Raw genomic sequence first — 26,269 nt, 5'->3', positions numbered from 1 at the left:
AACAACGGCGGCGGCAACGGCGGAGGTACCGACAACGGCGGCGGCAACGGCGGCACCAACAACGGCGGCGGCAACGGCGGCGGCGGAGGCACCAACAACGGCGGCGGCAACGGCGGCGGCGGCGGCACCAACAACGGCGGCGGAGGGGGCACCGACACAGGCGGCGGCGGCAACGGCAACGGCGGCGGCACAGACACCGGCGGAGGGGGCACCGACACAGGCGGCGGCGGCACAGACACCGGCGGAGGGGGCACCGACACAGGCGGCGGCGGCACAGACACCGGCGGAGGGGGCACCGACACAGGCGGCGGCGGCACAGACACCGGCGGCACAGACACCGGCGGAGCGGGCGCCGGCGGCACCGGCAACGACGGCGGATCCAACATCACCGTGGACACGACCAGTGGAACGTCTTCGGCTGCTATGACTCCGCCTGCTCAGCACGCACAGCCCGCCCCTGCCCAGCAGACCGCCGTGGCACCGAAGGCCGCGCCTGCCCCAGTCAGCGTGGGAACCAATCAGGGCTACAACGCCCAGACTGCGGTGGGAGCGCCCGAGGGCTTGCCGGACTGGTTCGCAGGCCTGGGAGCGCTGGCTGCCGCAGGGACCGTGGTGGCAGTCCGGCGCCGGTCGCGTCCGCTGCACACCGCCGGCTAGCCGGAACACCGCCACCACCGGTGGCCCTCTGACAAGGAAGGCGTCCTGCCAGTGCCCGGCAGGACGCCTTCCTTCCACCCCCGCCGACCCTTAAGGAATCAAATGCGCCAGGACCGAAGCCGACACGCAGCACCCGTGCGGCGCGGCATCATGCGATGGAACCGGAGCGATCTGGCCATCCTGCTGTGCGGGTTCCTGGCCTTCTTCTCTTCAACCGTGGGTGCCCCCTTGTTCCACGCGGCACCGCTGCTGTCGGCCGGCCCGGTCACGGCGATTGCCACCGGCGGCGCTCCTTCCGGTGGCACGGCTGCCAATGGCACGGCTTTGAATGGCACGAAGCCGATTGCGGTGATCGGACAGCCAGACACCGTGCCTGGGCATGACCAGGCAGCACCGGCCCCACCAGCCGGCACAACTGCAGCGGAACCCGCAGCAGGACCGGATCTTCCGCCCGCTGCCCAGCCAGTGCGCATCCACTACCCGTCGGCCGCCGTCGACGTGGTAATCCATCCACTGGACCTGGATGGCGAGGCCCAGTCCAGCCGGACCATCGAACCTCCTGCCACGAAGGACGCCTACTGGCTTACACCGTTTGGGGTTCCGGGCAAAGGCTCCGGGAACACCACCTACGTCATCGGCCACAGCTGGGAGGGTGCGGACGCCCCCTTCAACCACCTCAGTTCAGCGGCGGCCGTGGGAGACCGTTTTGCTGTGGAAACAGCAGCCGGAACCATCAGCTACCAGGTGGAAAGCATCACCACCTACCTGAAGTCCAGCCTCAAGGACAGCCCCGTCTGGGACATGGTGCCCAACCGCCTGGTCCTGATCAGCTGCTTCACCGAGGATCCCTGGGGCAAGAACGTGGTGGTCACCGCCTACCCTGCGGCGGACTGAGTACTCCACGGAGGATCCGTCCCGGCTGCTGCCACGGAATTTTGCGGGCCCAAGGTACCTGTTCCTGCCGGGTTGGAGGGGCGGACAATTGGCCCCATGACATGGGAACACTTCAACGGCAATCCCCTGCTGGTAGGAATCATGCCCCAGCAGCATCCGGAGGTCCTCCAGACCGCGGCCGCCCTGGCCGCCCGGCTGGGCTCACCCCTGGTCTGCGCCTACGTGGATGAAGCAAGCTACCTAGTGGAGTGGGACCCGGACCGCTCAGCCCACCGCCTTTCCCGTCATCCCGAGGCCGATGACGACATGCTGGCACTGTCGACGGACCTTACGGCCCAGGTGCAATCCACCATGGAGGAACTGGCCACGGGCGGCAAAACCCCTGAATGGTCCTTCCGCACCCTCACCGGCGACCCGGCCCGCGCCTTGGGGCAACTGGCCGCCGAGGTGGACGCCCCGATCATCATTGTGGGCACCCCGGAACGCGGCTTCACGCACCGGCTCTCGGAGGCGCTCAACGGCTCGGTCGGGACCTGGCTCAGCCACCACCAAAGCCGGCCCGTGCTGGTGGTCCCCTACCGCAAGCCCGCCCATGAGGACCGCGGCTAGGCCGGAAGACCGGACAAAACCGGGCGCGAAGGGCCGGTTTAAAGTAAAGCGAAAGTAGTTATTCGCGGTGCTGGCGCAGTGGCTGTACCAGCCAGTAAGCTGATTCAAGCAAGCCCGATCCACCCAAGTGGAAGCCGGAATTGCCCAAAAGCTGCTCCGGAGTGCGTATCCCCCAATAACGCACTCCGGAGCTTTTTTGTGCCCCGGGCCCGGCACCCGCGCTCCGCTATGAGCTTCCCTTGTATACCCCATAGGGGTACTTGAATTTATACCCCCATAGGGTATACGGTCAGTAAATGAACGCTATCCAAGAAGCCGTCGACGCCGTGGCAGCTGAGCATTCCGCCCCGGCCGATGCCGCTGCACCCCGCCACGGGTACACCGGAAACAAGGACGCCTACCTTCGGCGCCTTAAGCGCATTGAGGGCCAGGTGCGGGGCATCGCACGGATGGTGGATGAGGACAAGTACTGCATCGACATCCTCACCCAGGTCGCCGCCGTGACCAAGGCCCTGCACGCGGTAAGCCTTGGCCTGGTCGAGGAACACATCGGCCACTGCGTGGTGGGTGCAGCCTCGGAGCCTGACCCCGAGGCACGCGCCGAAGCCATTGACGCCAAGGTCAAGGAAGCCGCCGACGCCATCGGCCGGCTGCTTCGCTGAACCCATCACCCACGCCATCCGCCGGCCACCCCCGGCCTACGAAAAGGAGCAAGCCATGAGCACCACCTCCCCCGCCACCACGACCATCAGCGTCTCCGGCATGACCTGCGGGCACTGCGTGTCGGCCGTCAGCGAAGAACTTGAAGCACTCGAGGGCGTCGAATCAGTGGACGTCGAGCTGAACCCCGGCGGCATTTCCACCGTGACCATCACATCCACAAAGGACCTCCCGCACTCGGACATCGGGGAAGCCGTCGCCGAGGCCGGCTACCTGATGGTTGCCAACGAAGCCTAGGAATCCCGCCCCCACCCAAGCCACCACCGGAAAGCTGACAATGAGCCACCAGGACCTGCTGCACCAGCCCGGCACCCGGATCGTCGAACTGGACATCGAGGGGATGACCTGCGCGTCCTGCGTCAACCGGGTGGAGAAGAAGCTCGGGAAGCTCGACGGCGTGTCGGCAACGGTAAACCTCCCGCTGGAATCTGCCTACGTCACGGTCCCCGAGGGGATCACCGACGAGCAACTGGTGGACACGGTCAACGCTGCAGGCTATACCGCAAGCGTCCGTGCGCCGCGCCGTCCGGCCGTCGACCCCGGGCAGCTCCGCCCGCGGCTCATTCTCGCCGCCGCCCTGACCCTTCCCGTCTTCCTGGTCAGCATGGTCCCGGCCTTCCAGTTCCCCAACTGGGGCTGGGCGGCGGCCGTGTTGGCGTTGCCGGTGGTCACGTGGGCGGCCTGGCCGTTCCACCGGGCCGCCGCCATCAACGCCCGCCATCTCGCCTCCACCATGGACACCCTGGTATCGCTCGGGGTGGCTGCGGCCTACCTGTTTTCCGCCTGGCAGCTGCTGGCCGATCCGCGCATGACTGAGCACCCTGGCATGGAGGGCATGTCCGGCGGCCTTTACTTCGAGGTGGCGGCCGTCGTCACCACCTTCCTCCTGCTGGGCCGGTACTTGGAGGCCAACGCCAAGCAGAAGGCCGGCGACGCCCTCCAGGCCCTGTTGAACCTGGGTGCCAAGGATGCCACGGTCCTGCGCAACGGCAACGAAGAGAAGATCCCCGCCGACCTGCTGCAGGTGGGCGACGTCCTGGTGGTTCGCCCTGGAGAGAAGATCGCCACCGACGGCGTGGTGGTGGACGGCGCCTCGGCCGTTGACGCCTCACTGGTCACGGGTGAATCAGTCCCCGTAGAGGTGGGGCCGGACAGCCGTGTCACCGGCGCCACCATCAACACGTCCGGCCGCCTGCTGGTCAAGGCGACCAGGGTGGGGTCCGAAACCACCCTTGCCCAGATGGCGCGGCTGGTCTCGCAGGCCCAGACCGGCAAGGCCCCCATTGCACGGCTCGCGGACCGGATCAGTGCGGTCTTCGTGCCGGTGGTCCTGGCACTGGCGGTCGTGACGTTCGTGCTCTGGCTCCTCCTCGCCGGCCCGGCCGCTGACGGCGACCACCTTCGGCAGGCGTTTACGGCCGCCGTCGCCGTCCTGGTGATCGCATGCCCCTGCGCGCTGGGCCTGGCCACGCCCGTGGGCCTGCTGACGGGCACCGGCCGCGGTGCGCAGCTGGGCATCCTGATCAAGGGCCCGCAGGTCCTTGAAGACACCCGCACCGTGGACACCATCCTGCTGGACAAGACAGGCACGGTCACCACCGGCGTCCTGGCCGTGGACGCCACGGCAGCATTCGCCGGATTCCAGGACCAGGACGTCCTCCGGCTGGCCGGAGGGGTCGAATCCGCTTCCGAGCACCCCGTGGCCCGCGCCATCGCTGCCGCAGCCGCCGCGGCCCCGTCCACGGGCGCCACGGACGACGACGGGGCCTTGCCTGCAGTGCAGGAGTTCCGTTCCGCCCCCGGCGGCGGAGTGTCGGGAACCGTTGAGGGCAGGGCCTTGATGGCGGGGCGGCGCGGCTGGCTGGAGCAGAACGGGATCGTCCTGGACGCCGGCCAGCGGGCCACGCTCGCATCGGCAGAAGAGGGCGGCGCAACGGCCATCTGCGTCGCCGTGGACGGGAAAGCCGCCGGAATCATCAGCCTCAGGGACACCGTCAAGGAAGGGTCCGCTGCCGCCGTCACGCGGTTGAAGGACCTGGGGCTGCGGCCCATCCTGCTGACCGGTGACAATGCCGCCGTCGCCGCCCAAGTGGCTGCCGCCGTCGGCATCGCTCCGGACGATGTCTACGCCGGCGTCCTGCCGGAAGGAAAGGTCGAGGCAGTCCGGAAGCTTCAGGCCGGCGGCGCCACGGTCGCGATGGCCGGGGACGGCGTCAACGATGCCGCAGCGCTGGCCCAGGCCGATTTGGGGATCGCCATGGGATCCGGGACGGACGTGGCGATCGAAGCCGCGGACCTAACCGTGATGGGAAACGACCTCGCCCAGGTGGCTCAGGCCATTGAGCTGTCACGGAAGACCCTGGGCACCATCAAGACCAACCTTTTCTGGGCGTTCTTCTACAACGCCGTGGGCATTCCGGTGGCCGCCCTGGGACTGCTCAACCCCATGATTGCCGGCGCCGCCATGGCTGCCAGCTCTGTCCTGGTGGTAGCCAACTCGCTGCGGCTGCGCAGCTTCGGCAAGTAGCCCCCCGGCGGGTACGAGCGAGGGCTCAGGCCGCACCGTACCGCACCGCGGCCCGGGCCCTGGCCTTGGCCGCCTCGGTCTCGCGGTCCTTGGGCGGGGCCTGCGAGACAAGGGCCTCCAGGAGGTGCTGGGTGATGTGGGCGATCTCGTGGACGGCCTCGTCAAAGGCCTCCTGGTTGGCCTTGGATGGCTTGGTGCTGCCGCTGATCTTGCGGACGTACTGCAGCGCCGCCGCGTGCACTTCCTCAGAGGTGGCATGCGGCTCGAAGTTGTGGAGGGTTCGGATATTCCGGCACATAACGCCATGCTAGGCTCATCCAACGCCTGGGATCGACCCCTTTTTTTGGCCTTTCCCGGCAGTGCATGGGGAGTCCGGCATGGGCAGGGCTGCCCATCGACACTGTTTGGGGGCCGGGATAGGTTTTAGGCAATGGATCTTCCGGATGAGCCGGGGGGCCGCTGGGGATGCCGATCTGGTTCGGATCCACGATTCAACAAGGAGAAACTGATGGCTATTTGGGGTGCAGACGTTGAGCAGCTTCGCCAGCTCGGCAGCAAGCTTCAGGCAGGGGCGTCCGAGATCGAGACGCAGAAATCCACTCTCACCAAGGTTCTGAGCAGCACCAGCTGGGAAGGCCCGGACGCAACCAAGTTCCGCAATGAATGGTCCGGTACCCACACCGCGATGCTGACCAAGGTTGCCGAGGCACTGAAGGAAGCCGGCTCACAGGCCAAGCGCAACGCCGAAGAGCAGAGCCAGGCCTCCCACTAGGAGCTACCGCCAGCTTAACGGGGCAGGGACACCGGTTGGTGTCCCTGCCTCTTTTTGTTCTCAAGGCATCGCCGTGTACGGCACCTGGGAGGATATGCCTAGGGGACGGGCTCGACGTCGTTGGCATGTTCCAGGGGTGACACCGGCATCCTGGCGCCATGTCCGGACGGGGTGGCCGCGGCGGCGCGCAGTTCGTCGAGCCGGACCAGGATGACGCCGCCCACTATGAGGACACCTCCCAGGAGCTGGATGGCTCCGGGAAGTTCGCCGAGCAGCAGCCACGCCCACACCACGGCGAAGAGGACCTCGGTGAGGGACACGAAGGATGCGACTTTTGAGCCGAGGGACCGGGCCGCCATTACGCCGGAAACGTATGCCAGCACGGTGGCCAGCACCACCAGCCCGGCGAGCGGGACCCACCAGGGCGTGGTCCATGGCCCCAGGGTGGTGTCCGCGGCGCTGAATGACATGGGCAGGAGGCCGGTGGCGGCGGCGAGCCACATGACGGCAGCGCCCACCAAAAGGCCGCCCGAGGCCAGCACGAGGGGCGGCAGGGTGTCGTTTTCCCTGGCCGTGATGAAGAAATAGATGGCGAGGCAGACGGCGGCCGCGATCCCCCACAGGACACCCACAAAGTCCACTTTGACGGCACCCGTGAGGTCCAGGACCAGCACCAGTCCGGCCAGCGACAGCAGCGTTCCACCGGCGGTCAACACCCGGGGGCGGCGGCGGCTGGCAGCCCAGAGCCACAGGACGATGATTACGGGGGCCAGGTACTCCAGCAGGAGGGCCACGCCTACGGAGAGCCGGGCCACGGCATTGAAGTAGAACAACTGGCAGGCGGCCACACCGATAAGCCCGAACAGCACGATGGTCAGCCAGTTCTCCCGCAGCTGGTGCCAGCGCCCCCGGAGTGCGGCCACTGCGGGCACTGCAAGGATCAGGGCCGCGCCGGTCAGGCGGGCCGTCACGGCAGCACCCGGGGACCACCCGGTTTCCAGCAGCGACTTGGCAAAGGATCCGGACAGGCCAAAGACGGCAGAGGAGAAGAGCGCGACGCCAAGGCCGGACGCCATGAAGCTGCTTCGCCGGGCAGTCAGCTCCGGGTCGGGAATGTTGTTGGTGGCGGCAGGCACCGTTGCCTCCTGTCAGGAGTAAAGTGGGGTATTGGTCATGACACTACGCTTCGGCGCTGTAAGGAGTCAACATGGTTTTCGCCCCTGACACGGAAGTGGCATTGCGGACGGTGGTGAACCTGATCAATACAGCCGCAAACGGCAGGGAAGGGCTGGCATCCATCGCGGACCTGGACAGCTTCCTGGCGGCTGAGGACTTCTCGGGGGCCCGGACTCGGAACACCGAGGAATTGGAAAGCGTGCTGGAACTGCGCGGCCAACTGGCGGCGGTGTGGACGGCGGATGAGGATGGTGCCGTGGAGACGGTCAACCGGCTGCTGCGTGATGCCAACGCGCTGCCGCAACTGACCAAGCACGATGGATGGGACTGGCATCTGCATGCCACCGCCCCCGAGGCTCCACTGGCGGAACGGATGAGCACAGAAGCGGCCATGGCCCTGGCCGACGTGATCCGGGGCAAGGAAATGGACCGGCTCCGCATCTGCGAATCGGATGACTGCGACGCCGCCGTGCTGGACCTGAGCCGCAACCGGTCCAAGCGATACTGCGACACGGGCAACTGCGCCAACCGGGCGCATGTGGCCGCCTACCGGGCCAGGCAGGCAGCTGCGGGATAGCAGTCCCGGCCGGCTCCTGGAGCTAGCTGCGGGGCGTGCCGTCCGTGCCGTCGCCCGGCGTGGGGGGCTTCTGGCTTCCAGGGGCACCAAACCCGTGGCTGGGGCCACCGTGCGGTGAGCCGTTGGGCGCCGAACTCAGGTTAACGCCCGACCCCTTGCCCAGATGCTCGGCATTCTCCTTGTAGCTCATGGAGAGCATCGCGGCAATCACCAGTGTGACGATGAAGGCGATGCCGGCAGCCGTGAAGGCGAGGTCGAAGCGGGGTGCGCGGGCACTCCCGCCCGATGCAAAAATCAGGACTGCAACGAAGGCTACGACCGCCCAGAAGGCCGAGAACACCAGCGGACCCTTCACCGAGGTCCGCAGCTTGCGCGGTTTTCCTTGATGCTGGTCAGCCACGGTGGTTCCTCCCTGCAGGCGGCGGATGCCGGCCTGGTGTACGAGTTGCAGTGTTGCGCCTGTTTTTTCTACAGAAAGTAGAAGGTCGCTCCCCTAGTTTACGGCTTTCCGGCGCCGGTACGGGCATCGTGCCGGAGCGTCAGTCCCGAAAGCACCCAGAGGACGCCGGAAACAATGGCTCCCCCGCCCGCAACCCCGAGCAGGGCGTGGGCCCCAAGGTTGATGAAGAAGGGCAGCAATACTGCCGTGCCAAGGCCAATAATCCCGGAGGCAATCCAATCCCGGGCCAGGACATGCCGGCTCCTGTGCCGCAGGCCGCATACGAGCTCGATCACCCCGGCCACCCCAAGGCCCAGGGCCGCGATCACCCCGAACAACAGGTCGCTGTGCAGGAGGAGCAGCGCGAATCCGGCTCCTGCGAGGGTTGCGCCGGCGGCTGACAGCAGTTTGCCCGGCACCGATTTCTGGCCCAGAGCGGCTGCGGGGATGGTGCGGAGGAGCAGAACGCCAACAGCCAGGAGGTACAAACCACCTGCCCAGCCCATGACCTCCACCGACGGGGAGGTCCAGAAGACCGTTACGGCACCAAAGACCAGGGCCGCCGCCGAACGCAGCAGGACCGGTTTCCAGAGGTCGGGGTGGGGGGCGGTTCCGGGAGCAGTGCCCGCAGGGGTGGATGGTTGTGTCACCGGTCCAGTTTAGTGGGGGCTTCCGGCAGGTCTAACCGGCCCGCCATTCCACGCCGCCGGCCGGTGGTCAGGTTGAACCAAGCACCATCCAGCGGTCGGACCGGGCCCGCAGGCCCAGCGTCACGGCGCGTGCCGCCATATAGCCCAGTCCAAAGGCCACCCAGAGCCATCCCAGTCCCGGGGCTCCGGCGGCACCGGACAGGGCAACCCAGGCCAGCAGCGGAGCGTAGGCGCCCAGGTTCACCAGTCCGGCCAGGGCAAGGTAGCGGGCGTCCCCCGCGCCGATCAGCACCCCGTCCAGCACAAAGACATACCCCGCAATCGGCTGCCCGGCAGCCAGCACCCAGAGGCCAACGGTAAGTACCGACTGGACCTGCGGGTCCGGGGTAAACAATGGGCCCACCCACGGGGCCACTGCCGCCAGCAGCAGGCCCGTCAGCACACCGAATCCCGAACCCCAGCGGATCATGGTGCCGGTCAGGAGCCTGGCCTTTGCAGCGTTGGATGCGCCAAGCTCCTTCCCGATCAGCGCCTGGGCAGCAATGGCCAGGGCGTCCAGGGCGAACGCCAGGAAGGAAAAGATGGTCATGGCCAACTGGTGGGCCGCCAAATTGACCTCCCCCTGCGCCGTGGCCACCAGGACCGTGGCAAGGATTGCTGCCCGGAGGCTGAGCGTGCGCAGCATCAGCCAGGACCCCACGTGCGTCATGCTGCGGATGCCCCGCCAACTGGGGAGGAGGCCCACCCCGTGGCGAACCGCGTTCCTGCGGACCATCACCAGATAGACAGCCGCCATAGCCCATTGGGCAATGCTGGTGCCCATGGCTGAGCCCACCACGGACAGGCCAAGTCCGTAAACGAGCCACAGGTTCAGCACGACATTCACGCCGAAGCCGGCCGTGGCCACGACCAGCGGGGTCCTGGTGTCCTGCAAGCCCCGGAGCACCCCCGTACCGGCAAAGATCAGCAGCATGGCCACCAGACCGGGCATGGACCAGCGGAAGTAGTCGACGGCGAAAGCGCTGACGCTGCCCTCCGCGCCCAACAGGCCGATGAGTGGCCCGGCAGCAGCAAACCCGGCCACCGCCAGGAGTAGGCCAAGGATCAATGCCAGCCAGACGCCGTCGCGCCCTGCCGCAAGGGCCTTGCCCAGCTGGCCGTCGCCAATGGCGCGGGCCACTGCCGGAGTGGTGGAGTAGGCGAGAAAGACCATGAGTCCGACGGCGGTCTGCAGCACGGCTGACGCAAGCCCTACCCCGGCGAGCTGGGCCACGCCGAGATGCCCCACGATGGCGGAGTCGGCCAGCAGGAAGAGGGGCTCAGCCACCAGTGCCCCGAAGGCCGGGACGGCAAGCCGGAGGATTTCCCGGGCAGGGCCGCGGGTGCCGGCCGTGGATGCGGGAGCAGGTTGTTGGGGCACGGAGCCAGCTTAACCTCGCCTCCGGGCAGGAGCCGCCAGGGATGACAAAGACCACATTCGACCGGCATTTGTTGACACTTCAACCAATCGTCCGGAAGAGTGAATGGCATGAACCATTCACGACTGACCACAACCGCCCTTACCGCCCTGCGCATCGTGCTCGGGTTCCTGTTCGCAGCCCACGGATGGCAGAAGTTCAATGAATGGACCATCGCCGGCACGCAGGCCTCCTTCGCCAATATGGGGGTTCCGGCCGCCGACGTCATGGCGCCCGCAGTCGCCGTCCTGGAACTCGCAGGGGGTGTGGCCCTGATCCTGGGCATCCTCACCCGCATCGTGGCGGCCCTGCTGGCCCTGGACATGCTCGGCGCGCTCTTCCTGGTGCACGCCGGCGCGGGCGTCTTCGCCGCGAACGGCGGCTATGAACTCGTACTGCTCCTGGCCGCCGCAGCGTTCGCACTGGCACTCACCGGAGCGGGCCCGCTGTCCCTGGACCGCGCCCTCTTCGGGCGCAGCAGCTCCCCCCTCTCCGCACTGGCATAGGAGCCCGTACCCTTATTCCCCGACGGCGGCCCGCCACCCAGTCCTGTCTGCACCGGTGTGGCCGGCCGCCGTCGGCCTTTGTGTCTTTGGCCCACGCAGCGCAACCGGCCGGTAACCGGGGCCCTCAGTAAGATCGCAGCATGACTGAGACCGGCCGCCGCAACTCCGTGACCCTCCGCTTCCTTGCCGCTCCCACTGATGTGGGGCACAGCGGGTCCGTTGATGCCGGGACGGTGCTGGAGTGGGTGGACAAGGCGGCATACGCGGCAGCGGTGGGGTGGGCCAAGTCCTACTGCGTCACCGCCTACGTGGGAAACATCCACTTCGCCGATCCGGTCAACAGCGGGGACATGGTGGAAGTGGAAGCGACCATTGTCTACACCGGCAGGTCCTCCATGCACATCCGCACCGTGGTCTCCTCCGGAGATCCGAAAGGCGGGCCTGCCACCATGCGCAGCCAGTGCATGGTGATCTTCGTGGCGGTGGGAGAGGACGGCAAGCCCATCCCGGTGCAGCAGTTCGAGCCTGCCACTGCCAGTGAAATTGAGCAGCGGGACCACGCCCTGGCCCGCATCAAGGTCCGGGAGCAGATCGTCGAAGCTATGAACGGGCAGGAATATACCGACGCCGGCACGGCTGAACGCGTGACGTTGCGGTTCATGGCCGCCCCCACCGACGTGAACTGGGGCGGGAAGGTACATGGCGGCATCGTGATGAAGTGGATCGACGAGGCCGCCTACGTCTGCGCCTCACGCTATTGCGGCAGGGATACCGTTGCGGTGTTTTCGGGCGGCGTGCGCTTCTATCGGCCGCTCCTGATCGGCCACGTGGTGGAGGTGGAGGCACGGTTGGTATACACCGGAACCAAGGGAATGCACATCGCCGTCCATGTCCGCTCCGGGGACCCCAAAAGCCGCGAAATGAACCTCACCACCTATTGCCTGACAGTTATGGTGGCCCGCGACGACGAGGGCAACTCCGTGCCCGTCCCCGCCTGGGTGCCGGTCAGCGAGGAGGACAAACGGCTCCACGCCCATGCCCGGGAACTCCTGGAAATCAGGGGTACGGCGCCCGGGAACCGGCTGCCGAACCACCTGCTGGCCGCGGCAGCAGAGGCCGGCGCGTCACCAGCCCACGGGAAGGGCTCCTAGAAACCTCCACCGCCGGCATCGCCGGCCATGTTGGCGAAGCGGGAGTAATGGCCCTGGAAGGCCACCACGATGTCCTTGGTGGGGCCGTTACGGTGCTTGGCCACCAGGATGTCCGCTTCCCCGGCGCGCGGCGATTCCTTGTCGTACACATCTTCACGGTGCAGCAGGATCACCATGTCGGCGTCCTGCTCGATGGATCCCGATTCACGCAGGTCCGACACCATGGGCCGCTTGTCCTGCCGCTGTTCGGATCCACGGTTCAGCTGGGACAGGGCGATCACGGGGACCTGGAGCTCCTTGGCCAGGAGCTTCAGCGCACGCGAGAACTCGGAAACTTCCTGCTGGCGGGACTCCACCTTCTTGCCGGAGCTCATGAGCTGAAGGTAGTCGAGAATGACCAGCTTGAGGTCGTGCTGCTGCTTCAGACGCCGGCACTTGGCCCGGATTTCCATCAGGGACATATTGGGGCTGTCATCGATGAACAGCGGGGCATCATTCATCCGGCCCATGGTGGTGGCGATCTTGGACCACTGCTCGTCCTTGATGGTGCCCTTGCGCAGGTCCTGCAGGCCGATGGTGGCTTCGGCGGAGAGCAGGCGCATGGCGATCTCGTTCCGGCCCATTTCGAGCGAGAACATGACGGTTGAGAGGTTGTTCTTGATGGCCGCGGAGCGGGCGAAGTCCAGGGCGAAAGTCGACTTGCCCACTGCGGGACGCGCGGCGATAACGATCATCTGGCCGGGGTGCAGCCCGTGGGTCAGTTCGTCGAGCTCGTAAAAGCCGGTGGGCACGCCCGTCATACCCTCGCCGCGGTGGCCGGATGCCTCAATTTCGTCCACTGTGGACTCCATGACGTCCTTCAGCACCACATAGTCCTCGGCCGTGCGGCGTTCCGCTACCGCGTAAACCTCTGCCTGCGCCTGGTTGACCAGGTCCTCCACCTCGCCGTCCGAGCCGTAACCCAGCTGGACGATCTTGGTTCCGGCGTTTACCAAGCGGCGGAGAACTGCCCGTTCGGCCACAATCTCGGCGTAGTATCCCGCATTGGCGGCCGTGGGAACGGTCTGGATCAGCTCGTGCAGATACGCAGGACCACCGATCCTGTTAATCTCGGCACGCTTGGTCAGCTCATCGGAGACAGTAACGGCGTCGGCAGGCTCACCGCGGCCGTAGAGGTCGATAATCGCCTCGTAAATGGTCTCGTGCGCAGGGCGGTAGAAATCCTGGCCGCGGAGGATCTCGACCACATCCGCAATGGCGTCCTTTGACAGCATCATCCCGCCAAGGACCGATTGTTCGGCAGCAATGTCCTGGGGCGGCTTCCTGCTGGAATCCGTTCCACGGGTGGCCTCGTCAGGGTCCAGGTGCGCGATTGACAAAGCTGCCGTCCTCCATTTGTACCGGGCCTTGGCCCAGTGGTTTATCCTGCCCGTGGCCTTCCGGAAACCGGACCCGCCACGTGCCCAGTTCTACCTCCAGGCCCTGACAATCAGGCTGCTGAAGGCGTTCAAACCGTGGCCGGCTTGGAGTTATCCCCACTATCCACAGCTTTTCCACAAATGCAGGTGCGTGGCATGGCTGCGGGTCCAAAACCGGGGGTCTACAGGCGCCTCTATGGACGCCGAAGAACAGGTACCCCGCAACGCTAGCGGCAGGCGCGCCAGCCGCAAAGCCAGCAAGCTGCAGAGCCTGTGGATAACCTGTGCAGTACCGTGCATACCTTGTGCACAGCCTGTGGGGAACCCTGTGGATACAAAGTTTTTTTACTCGCTCATCGGGCTTTGACCTGCGGAAACGTTAGATCCGACATGTGGAGTAAATATTTCTTTTCGGGAATTTCATCCACAGGCCAGTGGGGAGATCGCCGGGGTGAACGGGGACAGCGGAGGGCTAACGAACGCAATTCCGTCAAAGGTGGCGCTCCTCATATTCCGGCCGGGGAGTTTGATCGGCTCCGGGCAGTGGTGTATGCAGGAGGTCGAATATTGCTGTGGATAACCCCGCCCTGGATTAAGCTCTAGATATGGGCGATCCTCGGGTGCCGCTGCCCGCAGCACTGCGCGAAGTGCTCTGCCGTGGTGTCCGGCCGCGCGGATGGACACCACAACAACCGCATCTGGCAAGGCCAGGAAGTAAAAAAGAACGGCTCGTGAAATGGAATCCCTTGTGGTCCCCGTCCTGATCCTGCTCGCTGTGGTTGCGGGGGTCATCCTGGCCTATCGGGCCGCCCGGAAGCGGAAGGCGGAACGTGGGGCCACCCAGTCCCTGCCTGCCGCCACTCCGCAGGAGCTGGCCCGGGCAGCGGCGGAGAGGCTGTCCGAGGACGAACACCGCCGGCTCTATGCCCTGATTGCGCAGGGCCAGGCCATGGCTGCCGTCAAGCTCTACTACGAGATCACCGGGGAAGGGCTGCGTGCCTCACGGGACGCCGTAGGAGCCTTGGCAGCGCATCCCCAGCCGTACCGTAGCCCGGAGCCGACGCAGCCGCCTGAGGAGGCGGAGGACGAGCCGCAGCGCTTCCCGTACCGGTACCGGGCCATTGCCAGCAAGGGCGATGTCACCCGGGAAGTAAGCAGCAACATGCTCAACGATGAGATTTACGGCAGGATCCGGACGTTGGCGCGCAGCGGCGACACCGAGGCGGCGGTGAATGCCCTGACACGGCACTCGGACATCTCACCGAAGCAGGCCCGCGAGTTCATCGAGCTGTTGGACGACTAGCGGGACCCGGAAATGCCCGCCAGCAGTTGCTCAAACGGGAGCGACTCCAGCGGGGCGGCTTTCCGGCCGGGCTGCGGGCCCTCCAGCAGGCGCGTGAACTCGCCCGCCGCGCGCTCAATCCGGTTGGCCAATGACTGGCCGCCCTCATCCGCCGTCCCCCAGTCCTGCGGGCCGGCAAACACGCCCGTCGGGGTGATGCGCGTGCGAAGGTAGCTGAAGAGCGGCCGCAGCGCGTAGTCCAGGACCATCTGGTGCCGGTCGGTTCCGCCGGTGGCGCCGGGCAGGACAGCCTTGCCGTCCAGGGACTTCGGGTCCAGCACATCGATGAAGGACTTGAACAGGCCGCTGTAGGAAGCGCTGAAGACGGGGGTTACGGCAATGATGCCATCGGATGCCTCCACGCCGGCAATGACATCCGCCAGGCGTGGTGGGGCATATCCGGTGACGAAGTTGTTGGCGATGTCCACGGCGAGGTCCCGGAGTTCGACGACGTCAACGGCCACGTCGTAGCCGGCCGTCCGGAGCTGCCGTTCCGCAGCTGCGGAGAGCTGGTCGGCCAGCAGGCGGCTGGATGAGGGTACGCCCAGTCCTGCGGAAAGGACGGTGATGCGGCGGGTTTCCATGGCGTTCTCCTGGTTCTCGTTCTCACAGCATACATGCATATGCATCTACACCTCTGAACTGCCGGTGGCAGGGAACTATTCCCGGACACCAACTCCAGGCCACTGGATTAGAGCAGGACACTCCCCCGGATGCACGTGGTGGAATCACCACCCACCCAGATATCCCCGCCCTCAGCGCTGACATGGATGCGCCCCCACCGGCCGAGGACGGTCCCCTGCGAGGCTACGTATTCCTCCGGTGCCCTGCCGCTTCCAATGAGCCACTGGGCGGCACCGGCGTTAAAGCTGCCGGTGACCGGATCTTCCGCCATGGCATCACCGGGGAGGAAGGTGCGGACCTCGAAGTCGGCACCGGCGCCGGGCTCGTGGGGCCCGATGACGCCGATCTTCAGGTCACCCATCGCCGCCTGGTCCGGCTCAAGAGCCAGCACCTGCGCCGCTGACTCCAGCAGGACACCGATCCATTCGGGGCCATTGACCAGCCATGACGCGTCGAGAATGCCGGAAGCGGGCAGCCGCAGCGCATCGGCCAGCTGCCGGCGCACGGCTGCATCCACCGGGCCGGAACGTGTCAGCGGTGGTGCCGCGAAAGCCAGCCTCCCGCCGTCGCGCTTTATCCGGACCAGCCCAGCGGCGCACTCCTGCACCAGGTAGCCGTCCGACTGGGGTACTCCCCCGGCCTGCAGCCAGGCATGCGCCGATCCCAGCGTAGGATGGCCTGCGAATGGGAACTCCTCGGTACAGGTGAAGAAGATCCGGACCCGGTAATCCGCGAGGGAATTCTCGGGGGGCAGGAGAAAAGTAGTCTCCGAAAGGTTGGTCCAGTTGGCGAAGTGCTGCATTGTTGCCGTATCCAGCCCTTGGGCATCAAGCACGACGGCGAGCGGGTTGCCGCGGTAGGCCTGGCCGGCGAAAACATCTACTTGGTGGAAGGGGCGGCTGCGCGGTATCGGTTTCACCGGAGCAGGCTACCACCGGACAACGAAAGACCCCCGCCGCCGGAACCGGCAACGGGGGTCTTCTGATGCAGTTGAGGACTACTTTCCTGCAACCACGTCGAGTTCGATCACAGCAGCAACGTCAGCGTGAAGGCGGACGTTGGCCTGGTAGGAACCAACCGACTTGATGTGGGCGGGCAGTTCAACCTTGCGCTTGTCGATCTTGCCGAGGCCGGCGGCCTCAACAGCGTCAGCAACGTCGCCCTGCTTGACGGTGCCGAACAGGCGGCCGGACTCGCCGGCCTTGACGACCAGCTTGACCGGCTTTGCGGACAGTGCAGCGGCCTGCTTCTGAGCATCTTCCAGGGAAGCGTGCTCGCGGGCGGCGCGGGCAGCCTTGATGGACTCAACCTGCTTCTCGCCACCCTTCGACCAGGTCAGGGCGAAGTTGCGGGGCAGCAGGTAGTTACGTGCGTAACCATCCTTGACCTCGACAACGTCGCCAGCAGCACCGAGACCGGTGACTTCGTGGGTCAGAATGAGCTTTGCCATGTTAGTTAATCCCTTCCTTAGCCGCGGCCAGCGCCGGAGTAAGGCAGCAGAGCAACTTCGCGGGCGTTCTTGATTGCCTGTGCGATCTTGCGCTGTTCCTGCACCGTGACGCCAGTGACGCGACGGGCGCGGATCTTTCCGCGGTCGGAGATGAACTTGCGCAGCAATGCTACGTCCTTGTAGTCGATGACAGTGATGTCAGCGGCCTTCAAGGGGTTGGACTTTGGTTTGGGCTTACGGAGTTCAGCCTTAGCCATCGTGGAGCTCCTATTCTAGGGAGCCCGTGGATATTGATCCACGGGATGGTGGTGGCCCGACGGCGACAGTACCTTGGGTGCCTTTTGGCACCCGGCAGCCCCGCGCCGGGCCGTTGTTTGGGTTTAGAAGGGAGGTTCGGAATCGGGGCCGTTGCCCCAGCCACCTGCGTTGGAGACTCCGGGCGTAGCCCAGGGATCGTCCTGTGCAGCCTGCTGGTTGCCGCCACCCCATCCTCCGCCGGCGTTGCCGCCCTGGTTTCCACCAGAGTTGCCGCCGCCGAAGCCACCGCCGCTGTTGCCTCCGCCGAAGCCGCCCCCACCCTGTCCGCCGGAGCGCTGGGTGCGGTTGACCTTGGCGTTGGCGTAGCGCAGGCTGGGGCCGATTTCGTCGACCTCAAGCTCGATAACGGTGCGCTTTTCGCCTTCTTTTGTTTCGTAGGAACGGCTCTTCAAGCGGCCGGTAACGATGACGCGCATGCCCTTGGTCAGGGATTCGGCAACGTTCTCGGCTGCTTCACGCCACACAGCGGCGCGGAGGAACAGGGTCTCCCCGTCCTTCCACTCGTTGGACTGGCGATCAAAGGTGCGGGGGGTGGAAGCGATGGTGAAGTTCGCTACTGCCGAACCGGACGGTGTGAACCGCAATTCCGGGTCATTGGTGAGGTTACCGATGACCGTAATGGTGGTCTCGCCTGCCATCTACTGCCTCCTTGTTCGATCCTGGGTGAAGAGTGCGTGTCCTGCGGGGTGAAGAATGAAGAAAGGTGCTGAATTACTCAGCAACAACCTTCTGCTCTTCGGGGCGGGTGATCTTGGTGCGCATGATGGTCTCGTTAAGAGACAGCTGGCGGTCAAGTTCCTTGGCGGTTTCCGGCTTGGCGGTGAAGTTCACCACGGCGTAGATACCTTCGGACTTCTTCTTGATGTCGTAGGCCAGACGGCGACGGCCCCAGATGTCAACCTTTTCGATGGTTCCACCATCGTTGGTGATGACGTTCAGGAACTTCTGAAGCGACGGCTCAACGGTACGCTCTTCGACCTCGGGGTCGATGATTACCATCAATTCGTAAGGACGCATATGTGAACCCACCTCCTTTGGGCTAAGCGGTTACGGCATTTCCGTAACAGGAGGTTCATTTGCGGTTCCGTGCGATGCCCCGCTTCCGGAACGGAGGCAGGACGCAGCACAGACTTCACTATCCTAGTGCATTTGGACCCGATAGGCGATTCGCGCTTGACTCAAGGCTAGGTGCGTGGTCCCCCTCTCTACGCACCTGTGGACGGCTATGTGGAAAACCGGTACCCGGGACCGCTCGATTGAAGAAAGGGTGCCCAAACCTGCCCCGGCAGCCCTATCATCTGACGTGTGCGCAGACACGTGATCGCCCTTGGGGCGGCAATGCTGTTGGCAGGGTGCTCGGCCCCAACGGACGCAACCGGGCAGGCTTCGGCCGCGGCCAGGCTGCAGTGGGGCACGCCGATCGCCGGGGACGAGTTCAACTATGCCGGCGCACCGGACCCCGCGAAGTGGTCCGTGTACGACAGTGCCGGGCACGCCGGAAACGGCGTTAGAAGCCCGCGGCAGGCCACGGTGGACGGTTCCAAGCTGCTGATCTCGGGCACCAACGACGGGACCACAGCCGGCATGTCCGCCAAATTCGGCAGCCAGGAGTACGGGCGGTGGGAAGTCCGCGCGGCCGGCTCCGGCGACGATGAGTACCACATGGTGGCAATCCTGTGGCCCGAAAGCGGAAATTGGCCGTGCGACGGCGAAGTCGATTATGCGGAGACAACCGGCGACTGGAACGTCGTCAACTTCTTCCACCACTACGGCTGTTCAAACTCGAAGACCTCCGTCTCCCAGGCCCTGGACCTCACCCAGTTCCACAACTATGCGGTGGACTGGTCCCCTCGCGGCATCGTGGGCTACATCGATGGCGTGAAGTGGTTTGAGGACGACGACCCCACACACAAACCCGCTGGTCCCATGCACCAGACACTGCAACTCGACTGGTTCCCGGACGGCAGTGGCAACGGCCCGGGCGAGATGCGGGTGGACTGGGTGCGGGTTTATGCCCCGGCAGGCTAGGAGAGGCACCCCCCCTACCCGACGCCCGCGCGGGCGAAACCCCCAATGTACCTAACGCCGCACTGACGGCTGTCCCGCCACCCCTGCCTCCCGCGTCACCACGTATTTCCCCACGTAGGAGCCGGGACAAAAGCGAGTACACACTACCGGTGTTTACCCGGGCCGCCTACCCTACGCTCGATTCTGCCGGCGGCATCACGGCCGGGGTTTTTCGGATTCGCCTAGGGGCACTGACGGATCGGGACCCGGGCCGGGCTCCACGGCCGACACCAATCAGACAGGGGAGGACTATGAGCACCAGGCGGACGAAGGCTCTGCACTTCGACATTCACGGCCGTGTCACCATCAGCGTCGACGCGAATGCCCCGGCAGCGAGGCAGCTTCAGAGCATGCTGGCATGTTTTGCCTCGGACACGGAGCGTCAGGCCGAGATCATTGTCGACGACCAACCGGAAGCCATGCCGGATGCAGGCCACGTAGAGCATGAGTTGGCGTATACCGACAACAGCGTGCGTTTCCAGGCCGATCGGGTCCAGGTTGTACGGGACGGAGACAATTGGCGCATCCACGGGCCGGGCGAACTGCTGACGTCCGTGGTACCTGTCCTTGATGCCGCCATGGTTGCCCGGGGAGCAGCAATGATCCACGCGGCAACAATGGCATACCGGGGCCACGCAATCGCGCTTCCCGCGGCCGGCGGAACCGGCAAGACGAGCACCGCCGCCAAGCTGATGCGGCGCGAGGGCTGGTCCTTCATGGGAGACGACTGGGCGTTCCTCGCCGAGGACGCCACACTTCTCGGCTATGCGAAGCCGATGTTTATCAAGCCGCACCACCGCGACATCTATCCCCACCTGTTCGAGGGCGCCCGCAAGCCCCTCGTCCCTTCCCAACTTTCCGGGACCGTCGGGCGCCTCACCACAGTGGTCCACCCGTACGTCATCCGTTATCCGCGGCTGGCAGACTTCTCCCGGCGCTGGTCCCCCGAGCACCGGATGGTCACCCCTGAGGCCGCTTTCCCGGGGCGGAAGGTAACCACCAAAGCCCCGCTGGCCGCGGCCATCTACATCGAACGCTATGACGGTGCGCAGACCAGGGCGTTGGAACGGACGACCGATTGGATGGTCGACCGCATGATCGGCAACTTCCACATCGAAATGGCCGGCTTCTCGCAGCGGGTCGTGACGGGCCTGGCAGCCACCTCGGTCGTCCCGTGGCGCGAGCACTTCGCGGCGAAGGGCCTCGTGTTGAGCAAAGCGCTCGACGGGCGCCCCTGCCACCTGTTGCAGGTACCCGCCGCCTACTCCGCGGACCAGGCGTCGGATGACATCGTCCGGCACCTTGATGAGCTGCTGCCGTCGGTCCTCGACGAGCAGGTGTGAGGGGTGGACACGATGGGCCACAGCACAGCAGACATCACGGCAGTTGTTCCGGCCCGGAACGCCGAACACCTGCTCCCGGGCTGCCTCGAAGCCTTGCGCCAGTCCGGTGTCGCAGAAATCATCGTGGTGGATGGACTTTCCACTGACAAAACCGTTGACATCGCCCGCGCGGCAGGTGCCCGGGTCCTGAGCGACGAGGGGCGCGGCCTGCCCTGGGCCCGGACCCTCGGTGTCCGCAGCAGCAGGACGCGCTGGGTCCTGCTGGTGGATGCCGACGTCGTCTTCGGGGCCACGGGGGTCGCGGACCTGCTCATCGAGTTGATGGAGGACGGTTACGACGCCCTCCAGGCGGGGCTGGAGAGCGTCGCAGGACCCGGCTACTGGGGCCAGGCCCTGGCGCACCACCATCGCACGGGCCGCAGCCGCAACTGGTTTGGCCTGGTGGCGACACTGGTCGACAGGGACCTCATGCTGGCCCTGGGTTTCGACGACACGTTCAAGTCGGGCGAAGACATAGAACTTCGCTGGCGGATGAGGCAGTCGGGGATGAAGACCGGGGTGTCACAGCGGGTCTTCGTTGAACACCGGTTCGCCGCCGACGACTTTGACTTCGCACTGGACCAATTCCTCATGGACGGAACGGGCCTGGGCAAGATGGTCCGCAAGCACGGCTGGCGCGGTGCCCGCCTGGCTCTCCTGCCCGCCGCAGCAGCAGTCCGTGGCAGTGCGTTAAGCCTCGCTGCCGGCCAGCCCGAATGGCTGCGCTACTACATCGCCTTCTGCTGGTACAACTATGCGGGTATGGCGAGGGGTTTAGGTCGTGACGGCTGAACGGGAAATCGCCCCATCGGATGTCCCAACCGTCGTCCGGCACTCCCCCCTGCGCAGTTCCATCGGCCTCGTCATCGCCAAAGCCGCCCAGACGGGTACGGGCTTCGCCTTCTGGATCATCGCCGCACACGCCACGTTTGACCGGGAGGTTGGGCTCACCACAGCAGCGGTTTCCGCGGTAATGATCTGCACCCAGCTTGCAGTGCTGGGCACCGGATCAGCTGTCATCGTCTCCGTCGGAAGGGGGGAGGCTCCGGCCCGGGTACTCGACACCGCCTTTGGCATCGTCGGAGTGGCGGGCACGGTGCTGGCCCTGGGCTATCTGGTCCTGGAAACCGTCGTCTCGCCGGACACCGGTTCGCTGACAGTCCTGTTCTGGCTGATGTTCATCATGGCCGCTGTCACCGGGACCATGTGTACCGTGCTGGACCAGGCACTCGTGGCGCTGGGACGCGGCAGCAGCGCCACGCTGCGGTACACGGTGGGCGGCCTGGTTCCGCTGTTTGCTACCGCCCTCGTGGCGTGGCAGGCGCACGGCGCCGGCGCCGACGTTCTCATGGCCTGCTGGACCCTGGGATCGGCAGTTTCCTGCCTCATTGGTTTCATCCAGTTGCGCAGGCTGGTCGGCTACCGGCCCAGGCCGTCCCTCCACCCCGCACGAGGCCGTCCGCTGCTGATGCTTGGCATCCCAAACCAACTCCTTACCCTCACCGAACGTGCGCCCGGACTGGTGCTGCCGCTCCTGCTCGCGCACCTGGTGTCGCCGGAGGTCGCGGCCTACTGGTATCCGGCATGGATGATGGCCTGGGCCGCCTATACGGCTCCCATGCTGATCGGCATCGTGCAGTTCTCCGAAGGAGTCCGTGAGCCCGGGCGCCTGGCCGCGACCACGTGGGCGAGCTTCCGCTGGTCGCTTGTCATCGGAAGTGTCGCTGCCGTCGTCCTCATCGTCTTCGCCCACCCGTTGCTCCATCTCCTTGGGGACAGGTACGCAAACGCGTCCACCGTGGCCCTCCGGTTGCTGGCTGCCGGGCTGGTGGCGTACGCCGTGCTTCAGGCCTACAACTCCGTGTGCAGGGTCCTCGGACTCTATGCAGAGGCAATCTCGGTCGGCGTGGTACTCGGCGCCGCCCTCTGCATCTCGGCATTGGTGGCCGCCGCACAGGGCTCCAGCGCCATGGCCCTCGCATGGCTGGTGGTGCTCTCCGTCGGGGCCGTCGCGATCGGCCTCCGGCTTCTCTCCATTCTCCGCCGCGTGAAAAAGGAGGCATCATGACCAGCACGCTTAAGGAGACCGTCCCTCCATTGGCAAAGTGGAAGGCCCTTGATATCTGGTGCGCAGTGGCGGGCGCTGCTTCGCTCGCCCTTGCGGCCTGGTCCGCATCAACGGTCGCTCTGCCCATTAACAGCGACCTGGGACTCATCGGTGTACTGCCCTACCCCTTCTGGGCAGCCGTCCTGATACTTAACGTCACTTTCGTGGTGGCACTGCGGGGAGACGCGGCAGGCCCGGCCCGGAGCCCTGTCATGGTGTGGCTCGTCGCGGTGCAGGTGCTGGTTCTCTTCGGCACCGCCGTCTTCGTCACGGATGTACCGCGGGGCGAAGTCGCATTCCGCCACCTGGGCATTGCGGACGCCCTCTCACAGAACGTGGCCGTCGACCCCAACATCGATGCGTACTTCAACTGGCCAGGCTTCTTCGCCCTGGTGGCAACCGTCCTCAAGGCCTCGGGCCTGGACCCGGTGACCGTTGCCCTCTGGGCGCCCGTATTTAACGTCGCACTGTGGCTGTTGGCCGTGGCCGTGGTGACGCGCTACCTGACGAAGGATCCGCGCCGGCGGTGGCTGGTGCTCTGGCTCTTCTGCCTCGGTAACTGGCAGGACCAGGACTACCTCTCACCGCAGGCCTTCGGTTTCTTCCTGTACCTCGTCGTCATCGCCCTGATCCTTGGCCCCCTCGCCGCCAGGACGCCCCAGTTCAGCGGCTTCCGCCGGGCCAACCTCGCGGCGTGGTGGCGCGGCCGCACTCCCGCCGATTCCCGGCCAGGCCACCGCGTGAGCGCACTGGCCATAACGCTCCTGCTGATCGTGGTCATTAGCGCGAGCCACCAACTGACTCCATTCATGGTGCTCATCGCCCTCACCGCCCTGACCCTGGCAGGACGTGTCTGGCCAGGCCGGCTGGTGCTGATTGCCGGCGTCGTGCTGGTCCTCTGGCTCGCCTACCCCGCCAGCACCTACCTTGCCGGGCATCCGCCCCTGGCGGACGCGGGACTCCAGACCGCCATTGAATCGAACGTCGTGGACCGCACGAACGGGACCGCCGGACACGTGCTGGTGGTGCAGATCCGGATGGCCCTCACCCTCCTGCTCTGGACTTTGGCTGCTATCGGCATGATCCGTGACTGGCGCCGCGGACACCTCGACATCCGCGTGCTCCTCCTCGCTGTCACCCCCTTGCTGCTCTTCCCCGCACAGTCCTACGGCGGGGAGATGCTGATCCGCATATCCCTGTTCGCCCTTCCCTTCGTTGCCCTGCAGGCGTGTTCCGTCCTGCTCCCGGCGGAAGGGATGGGGACGAGGATCAAACGCCCCTCGCTCCTGGCTGCTGGAGCATTTGTGCTCACCTTCTTCCTGCTCGCCGCTATGACGGTCACCGGCCGGTTCGGGAACGCACAATACGACGTCTTCACCAACAATGAGATCGACGCCGTCAACCGGGTGGACCGCCTCGCACCGGACGGTGCAGCCATCATCTCCGCTGCCCACCCAACACCCTGGCGCAACCAGGACTACCTGGGCCACCGGTACCGGACCATCGAGGACCTCTGCCCCTCCGACCTGTCGGCCGGGACATGCGGACCCCTCATCTACGGCTATGCCCGGCATAACGTGGCGGGCGGATACCTGCTGCTCCTGCGCTCATCCGAATCGAGCCTGGTAGTGCAGGGCCAAACCACCACGCAAGGCTTTGATGAGCTGGAAAACTGGCTCAGCGACCAGGACGGAGTAAACCTCGTGTTCAGTAACAGCGACGCGCGCGTCTACCGGGTGGGGCCATGAACTGGCGCGGAGTGAGCCGGCCAACGCTGGCACTGGCTATCGCCGCCGCTGTTCTGTCGCTGGCCGTGCTGGTCGGCCTCCCGGCGCCGCTCCAGGCGCTCTCGGCGGCGGCAGTCCTGGTCCTGCTCCCGGGGCAGGCAATGACCCGGCTGACGCCGGTGACGGACCTCGCTCTCGTGGCACTGCTCGTCCTGGCCCTCGGCCTTGCCACCCTCACCGCGGTGTCCACGGCCATGTTCTACCTCACGGTCTGGTCATGGCAGGCCTGCGTCGTCACCATGGGTGTCATCACTATTGTTGCGTGCCTGGCACGCGCACGGCAGGAGGCCGCAGCATGATCGATATTGCCGGGCTGCTCGCAGCCGCCATCCTGCTCGTCACCCTTGTCGCGCTCGAGGTCCGGCATGCCGGACCAAACACCGGGACGCCGGTACAGTCAACGATCCTCGGATCGAGACTGAACATGAAGGCCGTCGTCGCGGTCATGTGGGTGTTGTTCCTGGTCCTCCTCTTTCCCCGCGTGCTGGGACTGCTCACGTGAGCCGTGCGGCGCGATGGCTGCTTGTCAGCGACCTCCACCTGGACGCGTCGGACGACGATCCCCGACACACCGGCAGGATGCTCACCGGTTTCCTGCGCCGCAGCGTCCTCGCCGGTTCCGGGCCGCAACAGCACCTCGTATTCCTCGGCGACACGTTCGAGCTTGCGGCCCTGACCGAGCAGGAGAGCCTGGCGCGGCTCGAAGCCATATTTGCCGGCCACCCGGACACCTTCCAGACCCTGCAAGCGTGCGTGGCGCAAGGCGTGCAGCTGCACTTCGTAACCGGCAACCATGATGTGGAGTTGGCCCGCCCCCAGGTAGCCGCCCGCCTGGCCAGCCTGCTGTCGCCCGCCGATCCCACGCGGGTCCAGGTGCACCCGTGGCTGCTTTATGTCCCCGACGTGCTCCTCGCCGAGCACGGCCATCTGCACCACCCACTGCACCGCATCCCTGAGGTTCTCCGGACCGCAATCAACGGGACCGATGATCTGGACCTTCCTCCCCTTGCAGCCCTGCACGCGCATCCCTCACGGTCGCGCCTGGGGCGCGCAGGGGCCGTTGCCCGGGCATGCCTGGCCTCCGAGCGGGCGGAAAGCCGCATGCGCAGGCCCGCCTACGACCACCTGCTCACTACTGAATCCTCCAGGCTGGCACTCGACCGGGCGGCCGTCCGAAAGCTGGCACGTGTATCCCGGTTCCGGACGGTGTCTGCGCTTCCGGCCGCCGCGGCCCGCATGGTGCTGCGAGCCGCTGCACCCAATACCCGCGGCGCGGCCGCTCCTCCGGCAGCCGCCCGGTCCGCACAGATCCTGAGGACGCACGGTTCGGAAGTTGCCTGGTACATCTCCGGCCACACCCACCGTGCCCTGGATGTGCCGCTCGGCTCCTCCCCCACCCGCTACATCAATACCGGCACCTGGTCATCGGACGTGCGCGGGCCCGGACCCGACCAAGCCGACCGGCAGGCTTTCCCGTACGCCCTGATCGACGTGGACGACGACGGCACCACCAGCGGCGGGCTGCGTTACTGGCGGCCCTAAGGGCGGCCCCACAACGGACTTTTTGTGCAGCGGTGGACTTTCTTGCGCTGGACCTTTTGCGCCGTCAAGCATAAAACCAGCAGAGGCCTCCATCCCT

General features: G+C 66.0%; 30 protein-coding genes and 1 pseudogene. 19 read left to right on the top strand and 12 right to left on the bottom strand.

The window, feature by feature from the left end; all coding sequences use genetic code 11:
* From ACTJK0_RS06595 to ACTJK0_RS06570, 6 genes and pseudogenes are all read left to right on the top strand, one after another.
* Positions 1-657: pseudogene (locus tag ACTJK0_RS06595) on the top strand (hypothetical protein); the annotation flags it as partial.
* Between the two features lie 102 nt (positions 658-759).
* A complete protein-coding gene (locus tag ACTJK0_RS06590) occupies positions 760-1,551 on the top strand; it encodes a class F sortase (protein ID WP_440744680.1) in 792 nt (263 codons plus the stop codon).
* A 96-nt stretch (positions 1,552-1,647) separates the two neighbouring features.
* Positions 1,648-2,160, top strand: coding sequence for a universal stress protein (locus tag ACTJK0_RS06585; protein ID WP_440744679.1), 513 nt, complete (start codon positions 1,648-1,650; stop codon positions 2,158-2,160).
* 296 nt (positions 2,161-2,456) lie between these two features.
* The gene (locus ACTJK0_RS06580; protein WP_110545122.1) at positions 2,457-2,822 is read left to right on the top strand and encodes a metal-sensitive transcriptional regulator; all 366 of its coding nucleotides are present in this window, start codon (positions 2,457-2,459) and stop codon (positions 2,820-2,822) included.
* Between the two features lie 55 nt (positions 2,823-2,877).
* Complete coding sequence (locus tag ACTJK0_RS06575) at positions 2,878-3,117, top strand: heavy-metal-associated domain-containing protein (protein WP_440744678.1); 240 nt, start codon at positions 2,878-2,880, stop codon at positions 3,115-3,117.
* 40 nt (positions 3,118-3,157) lie between these two features.
* A complete protein-coding gene (locus tag ACTJK0_RS06570; protein ID WP_440744677.1) occupies positions 3,158-5,407 on the top strand; it encodes a heavy metal translocating P-type ATPase in 2,250 nt (749 codons plus the stop codon).
* A 25-nt stretch (positions 5,408-5,432) separates the two neighbouring features.
* On the opposite strand, the gene ACTJK0_RS06565 is transcribed toward ACTJK0_RS06570, so the two are convergent.
* Positions 5,433-5,705, bottom strand: coding sequence for a DUF2277 domain-containing protein (locus ACTJK0_RS06565; protein WP_440744676.1), 273 nt, complete (start codon positions 5,703-5,705; stop codon positions 5,433-5,435).
* 210 nt (positions 5,706-5,915) lie between these two features.
* On the opposite strand from ACTJK0_RS06565, the gene ACTJK0_RS06560 reads away from it, so the two are divergent.
* The gene (locus ACTJK0_RS06560; protein ID WP_440744675.1) at positions 5,916-6,179 is read left to right on the top strand and encodes a WXG100 family type VII secretion target; all 264 of its coding nucleotides are present in this window, start codon (positions 5,916-5,918) and stop codon (positions 6,177-6,179) included.
* Positions 6,180-6,277: 98 nt separating this feature from the next.
* On the opposite strand, the gene ACTJK0_RS06555 is transcribed toward ACTJK0_RS06560, so the two are convergent.
* On the bottom strand, positions 6,278-7,255 hold the full coding sequence (locus ACTJK0_RS06555; protein ID WP_440744745.1) for an EamA family transporter: 978 nt from the start codon (positions 7,253-7,255) through the stop codon (positions 6,278-6,280).
* 131 nt (positions 7,256-7,386) lie between these two features.
* On the opposite strand from ACTJK0_RS06555, the gene ACTJK0_RS06550 reads away from it, so the two are divergent.
* Positions 7,387-7,932 carry a CGNR zinc finger domain-containing protein gene (locus ACTJK0_RS06550; RefSeq protein ID WP_440744674.1) on the top strand — a complete coding sequence of 182 codons (546 nt, stop codon included), beginning with the start codon at positions 7,387-7,389 and terminating at the stop codon, positions 7,930-7,932.
* A gap of 22 nt (positions 7,933-7,954) precedes the next feature.
* On the opposite strand, the gene ACTJK0_RS06545 is transcribed toward ACTJK0_RS06550, so the two are convergent.
* The 3 genes from ACTJK0_RS06545 to ACTJK0_RS06535 all read right to left on the bottom strand — a co-directional run bounded on the left by ACTJK0_RS06545 (position 7,955) and on the right by ACTJK0_RS06535 (position 10,441).
* Complete coding sequence (locus tag ACTJK0_RS06545; RefSeq protein WP_440744673.1) at positions 7,955-8,332, bottom strand: hypothetical protein; 378 nt, start codon at positions 8,330-8,332, stop codon at positions 7,955-7,957.
* A gap of 98 nt (positions 8,333-8,430) precedes the next feature.
* Positions 8,431-9,021: a hypothetical protein gene (locus ACTJK0_RS06540; RefSeq protein ID WP_440744672.1), complete on the bottom strand. Its 591-nt coding sequence runs from the start codon at positions 9,019-9,021 to the stop codon at positions 8,431-8,433.
* Between the two features lie 67 nt (positions 9,022-9,088).
* Positions 9,089-10,441 (bottom strand): MATE family efflux transporter, encoded by a 1,353-nt coding sequence (locus tag ACTJK0_RS06535; RefSeq protein ID WP_440744671.1) that lies wholly within the window; start codon positions 10,439-10,441, stop codon positions 9,089-9,091.
* 108 nt (positions 10,442-10,549) lie between these two features.
* Between ACTJK0_RS06535 and ACTJK0_RS06530 the strand changes: the two genes are divergently transcribed.
* On the top strand, positions 10,550-10,984 hold the full coding sequence (locus ACTJK0_RS06530) for a DoxX family protein (RefSeq protein WP_440744670.1): 435 nt from the start codon (positions 10,550-10,552) through the stop codon (positions 10,982-10,984).
* A gap of 140 nt (positions 10,985-11,124) precedes the next feature.
* Positions 11,125-12,135, top strand: coding sequence for an acyl-CoA thioesterase (locus tag ACTJK0_RS06525; protein WP_440744669.1), 1,011 nt, complete (start codon positions 11,125-11,127; stop codon positions 12,133-12,135).
* Here ACTJK0_RS06525 and dnaB read toward each other — a convergent pair.
* Positions 12,132-13,514 carry a replicative DNA helicase gene (gene dnaB, locus ACTJK0_RS06520; RefSeq protein ID WP_110545143.1) on the bottom strand — a complete coding sequence of 461 codons (1,383 nt, stop codon included), beginning with the start codon at positions 13,512-13,514 and terminating at the stop codon, positions 12,132-12,134. The genes ACTJK0_RS06525 and dnaB overlap by 4 nt on opposite strands.
* Positions 13,515-14,289: 775 nt before the next feature.
* Between dnaB and ACTJK0_RS06515 the strand changes: the two genes are divergently transcribed.
* On the top strand, positions 14,290-14,856 hold the full coding sequence (locus ACTJK0_RS06515; RefSeq protein ID WP_440744668.1) for a hypothetical protein: 567 nt from the start codon (positions 14,290-14,292) through the stop codon (positions 14,854-14,856).
* Here ACTJK0_RS06515 and ACTJK0_RS06510 read toward each other — a convergent pair.
* The 6 genes from ACTJK0_RS06510 to rpsF form a co-directional block, all read right to left on the bottom strand.
* Complete coding sequence (locus ACTJK0_RS06510) at positions 14,853-15,479, bottom strand: FMN reductase (protein ID WP_440744667.1); 627 nt, start codon at positions 15,477-15,479, stop codon at positions 14,853-14,855. The two genes, ACTJK0_RS06515 and ACTJK0_RS06510, sit on opposite strands and share 4 nt — an antisense overlap.
* Positions 15,480-15,586: 107 nt before the next feature.
* Positions 15,587-16,438: a PhzF family phenazine biosynthesis protein gene (locus ACTJK0_RS06505; protein WP_440744666.1), complete on the bottom strand. Its 852-nt coding sequence runs from the start codon at positions 16,436-16,438 to the stop codon at positions 15,587-15,589.
* Between the two features lie 78 nt (positions 16,439-16,516).
* Positions 16,517-16,969 carry a 50S ribosomal protein L9 gene (gene rplI, locus ACTJK0_RS06500; RefSeq protein ID WP_018769834.1) on the bottom strand — a complete coding sequence of 151 codons (453 nt, stop codon included), beginning with the start codon at positions 16,967-16,969 and terminating at the stop codon, positions 16,517-16,519.
* A gap of 17 nt (positions 16,970-16,986) precedes the next feature.
* Positions 16,987-17,226 (bottom strand): 30S ribosomal protein S18, encoded by a 240-nt coding sequence (gene rpsR, locus ACTJK0_RS06495; RefSeq protein WP_003800144.1) that lies wholly within the window; start codon positions 17,224-17,226, stop codon positions 16,987-16,989.
* Between the two features lie 123 nt (positions 17,227-17,349).
* Positions 17,350-17,925: a single-stranded DNA-binding protein gene (locus ACTJK0_RS06490; protein ID WP_056335900.1), complete on the bottom strand. Its 576-nt coding sequence runs from the start codon at positions 17,923-17,925 to the stop codon at positions 17,350-17,352.
* A gap of 73 nt (positions 17,926-17,998) precedes the next feature.
* Entirely contained in the window at positions 17,999-18,304 is a 306-nt protein-coding gene (gene rpsF, locus ACTJK0_RS06485; protein ID WP_015939036.1) for a 30S ribosomal protein S6, read from the bottom strand.
* A gap of 288 nt (positions 18,305-18,592) precedes the next feature.
* On the opposite strand from rpsF, the gene ACTJK0_RS06480 reads away from it, so the two are divergent.
* From ACTJK0_RS06480 to ACTJK0_RS06445, 8 genes are all read left to right on the top strand, one after another.
* Complete coding sequence (locus ACTJK0_RS06480; protein ID WP_440744665.1) at positions 18,593-19,315, top strand: glycoside hydrolase family 16 protein; 723 nt, start codon at positions 18,593-18,595, stop codon at positions 19,313-19,315.
* Positions 19,316-19,605: 290 nt separating this feature from the next.
* Positions 19,606-20,697, top strand: a complete 1,092-nt coding sequence (locus ACTJK0_RS06475; RefSeq protein ID WP_110545150.1) for a hypothetical protein — start codon at positions 19,606-19,608, stop codon at positions 20,695-20,697.
* A gap of 12 nt (positions 20,698-20,709) precedes the next feature.
* Positions 20,710-21,528, top strand: a complete 819-nt coding sequence (locus ACTJK0_RS06470; RefSeq protein WP_110545152.1) for a glycosyltransferase — start codon at positions 20,710-20,712, stop codon at positions 21,526-21,528.
* The gene (locus ACTJK0_RS06465; protein WP_440744664.1) at positions 21,518-22,804 is read left to right on the top strand and encodes a lipopolysaccharide biosynthesis protein; all 1,287 of its coding nucleotides are present in this window, start codon (positions 21,518-21,520) and stop codon (positions 22,802-22,804) included. Before ACTJK0_RS06470 ends, ACTJK0_RS06465 begins: the two co-directional genes overlap by 11 nt.
* Positions 22,801-24,591, top strand: coding sequence for a glycosyltransferase (locus tag ACTJK0_RS06460; protein ID WP_440744663.1), 1,791 nt, complete (start codon positions 22,801-22,803; stop codon positions 24,589-24,591). Before ACTJK0_RS06465 ends, ACTJK0_RS06460 begins: the two co-directional genes overlap by 4 nt.
* A complete protein-coding gene (locus ACTJK0_RS06455; protein ID WP_110545158.1) occupies positions 24,588-24,929 on the top strand; it encodes a hypothetical protein in 342 nt (113 codons plus the stop codon). The genes ACTJK0_RS06460 and ACTJK0_RS06455 overlap by 4 nt, the downstream gene beginning before the upstream one ends.
* Complete coding sequence (locus ACTJK0_RS06450) at positions 24,926-25,132, top strand: hypothetical protein (RefSeq protein WP_110545160.1); 207 nt, start codon at positions 24,926-24,928, stop codon at positions 25,130-25,132. Before ACTJK0_RS06455 ends, ACTJK0_RS06450 begins: the two co-directional genes overlap by 4 nt.
* The gene (locus tag ACTJK0_RS06445; protein WP_440744662.1) at positions 25,129-26,172 is read left to right on the top strand and encodes a hypothetical protein; all 1,044 of its coding nucleotides are present in this window, start codon (positions 25,129-25,131) and stop codon (positions 26,170-26,172) included. The genes ACTJK0_RS06450 and ACTJK0_RS06445 overlap by 4 nt, the downstream gene beginning before the upstream one ends.
* Positions 26,173-26,269: the final 97 nt, after the last annotated feature.

The organism is Paenarthrobacter sp. 22069 (assembly GCF_052046035.1).
Taxonomy (GTDB): Bacteria; Actinomycetota; Actinomycetes; order Actinomycetales; family Micrococcaceae; genus Arthrobacter.
This window is presented reverse-complemented; position numbering and strand designations above follow the sequence as displayed.

Bases quoted from the DNA above. Each gene is read 5' to 3' on its own strand.
- ACTJK0_RS06455 (WP_110545158.1), top strand. From the start codon at position 24,588: ATGAACTGGCGCGGAGTGAGCCGGCCAACGCTGGCACTGGCTATCGCC.
- ACTJK0_RS06585 (WP_440744679.1), top strand. From the start codon at position 1,648: ATGACATGGGAACACTTCAACGGCAATCCCCTGCTGGTAGGAATCATG.
- ACTJK0_RS06515 (WP_440744668.1), top strand. From the start codon at position 14,290: ATGGAATCCCTTGTGGTCCCCGTCCTGATCCTGCTCGCTGTGGTTGCG.
- ACTJK0_RS06490 (WP_056335900.1), bottom strand. From the start codon at position 17,925: ATGGCAGGCGAGACCACCATTACGGTCATCGGTAACCTCACCAATGAC.
- rpsR (WP_003800144.1), bottom strand. From the start codon at position 17,226: ATGGCTAAGGCTGAACTCCGTAAGCCCAAACCAAAGTCCAACCCCTTG.
- rpsF (WP_015939036.1), bottom strand. From the start codon at position 18,304: ATGCGTCCTTACGAATTGATGGTAATCATCGACCCCGAGGTCGAAGAG.
- ACTJK0_RS06580 (WP_110545122.1), top strand. From the start codon at position 2,457: ATGAACGCTATCCAAGAAGCCGTCGACGCCGTGGCAGCTGAGCATTCC.
- ACTJK0_RS06530 (WP_440744670.1), top strand. From the start codon at position 10,550: ATGAACCATTCACGACTGACCACAACCGCCCTTACCGCCCTGCGCATC.
- ACTJK0_RS06450 (WP_110545160.1), top strand. From the start codon at position 24,926: ATGATCGATATTGCCGGGCTGCTCGCAGCCGCCATCCTGCTCGTCACC.
- ACTJK0_RS06555 (WP_440744745.1), bottom strand. From the start codon at position 7,255: ATGGCGTCCGGCCTTGGCGTCGCGCTCTTCTCCTCTGCCGTCTTTGGC.
- ACTJK0_RS06460 (WP_440744663.1), top strand. From the start codon at position 22,801: ATGACCAGCACGCTTAAGGAGACCGTCCCTCCATTGGCAAAGTGGAAG.
- ACTJK0_RS06570 (WP_440744677.1), top strand. From the start codon at position 3,158: ATGAGCCACCAGGACCTGCTGCACCAGCCCGGCACCCGGATCGTCGAA.
- ACTJK0_RS06470 (WP_110545152.1), top strand. From the start codon at position 20,710: ATGGGCCACAGCACAGCAGACATCACGGCAGTTGTTCCGGCCCGGAAC.
- ACTJK0_RS06575 (WP_440744678.1), top strand. From the start codon at position 2,878: ATGAGCACCACCTCCCCCGCCACCACGACCATCAGCGTCTCCGGCATG.
- ACTJK0_RS06590 (WP_440744680.1), top strand. From the start codon at position 760: ATGCGCCAGGACCGAAGCCGACACGCAGCACCCGTGCGGCGCGGCATC.
- ACTJK0_RS06560 (WP_440744675.1), top strand. From the start codon at position 5,916: ATGGCTATTTGGGGTGCAGACGTTGAGCAGCTTCGCCAGCTCGGCAGC.
- ACTJK0_RS06475 (WP_110545150.1), top strand. From the start codon at position 19,606: ATGAGCACCAGGCGGACGAAGGCTCTGCACTTCGACATTCACGGCCGT.
- rplI (WP_018769834.1), bottom strand. From the start codon at position 16,969: ATGGCAAAGCTCATTCTGACCCACGAAGTCACCGGTCTCGGTGCTGCT.
- ACTJK0_RS06510 (WP_440744667.1), bottom strand. From the start codon at position 15,479: ATGGAAACCCGCCGCATCACCGTCCTTTCCGCAGGACTGGGCGTACCC.
- ACTJK0_RS06525 (WP_440744669.1), top strand. From the start codon at position 11,125: ATGACTGAGACCGGCCGCCGCAACTCCGTGACCCTCCGCTTCCTTGCC.
- ACTJK0_RS06565 (WP_440744676.1), bottom strand. From the start codon at position 5,705: ATGTGCCGGAATATCCGAACCCTCCACAACTTCGAGCCGCATGCCACC.
- ACTJK0_RS06550 (WP_440744674.1), top strand. From the start codon at position 7,387: ATGGTTTTCGCCCCTGACACGGAAGTGGCATTGCGGACGGTGGTGAAC.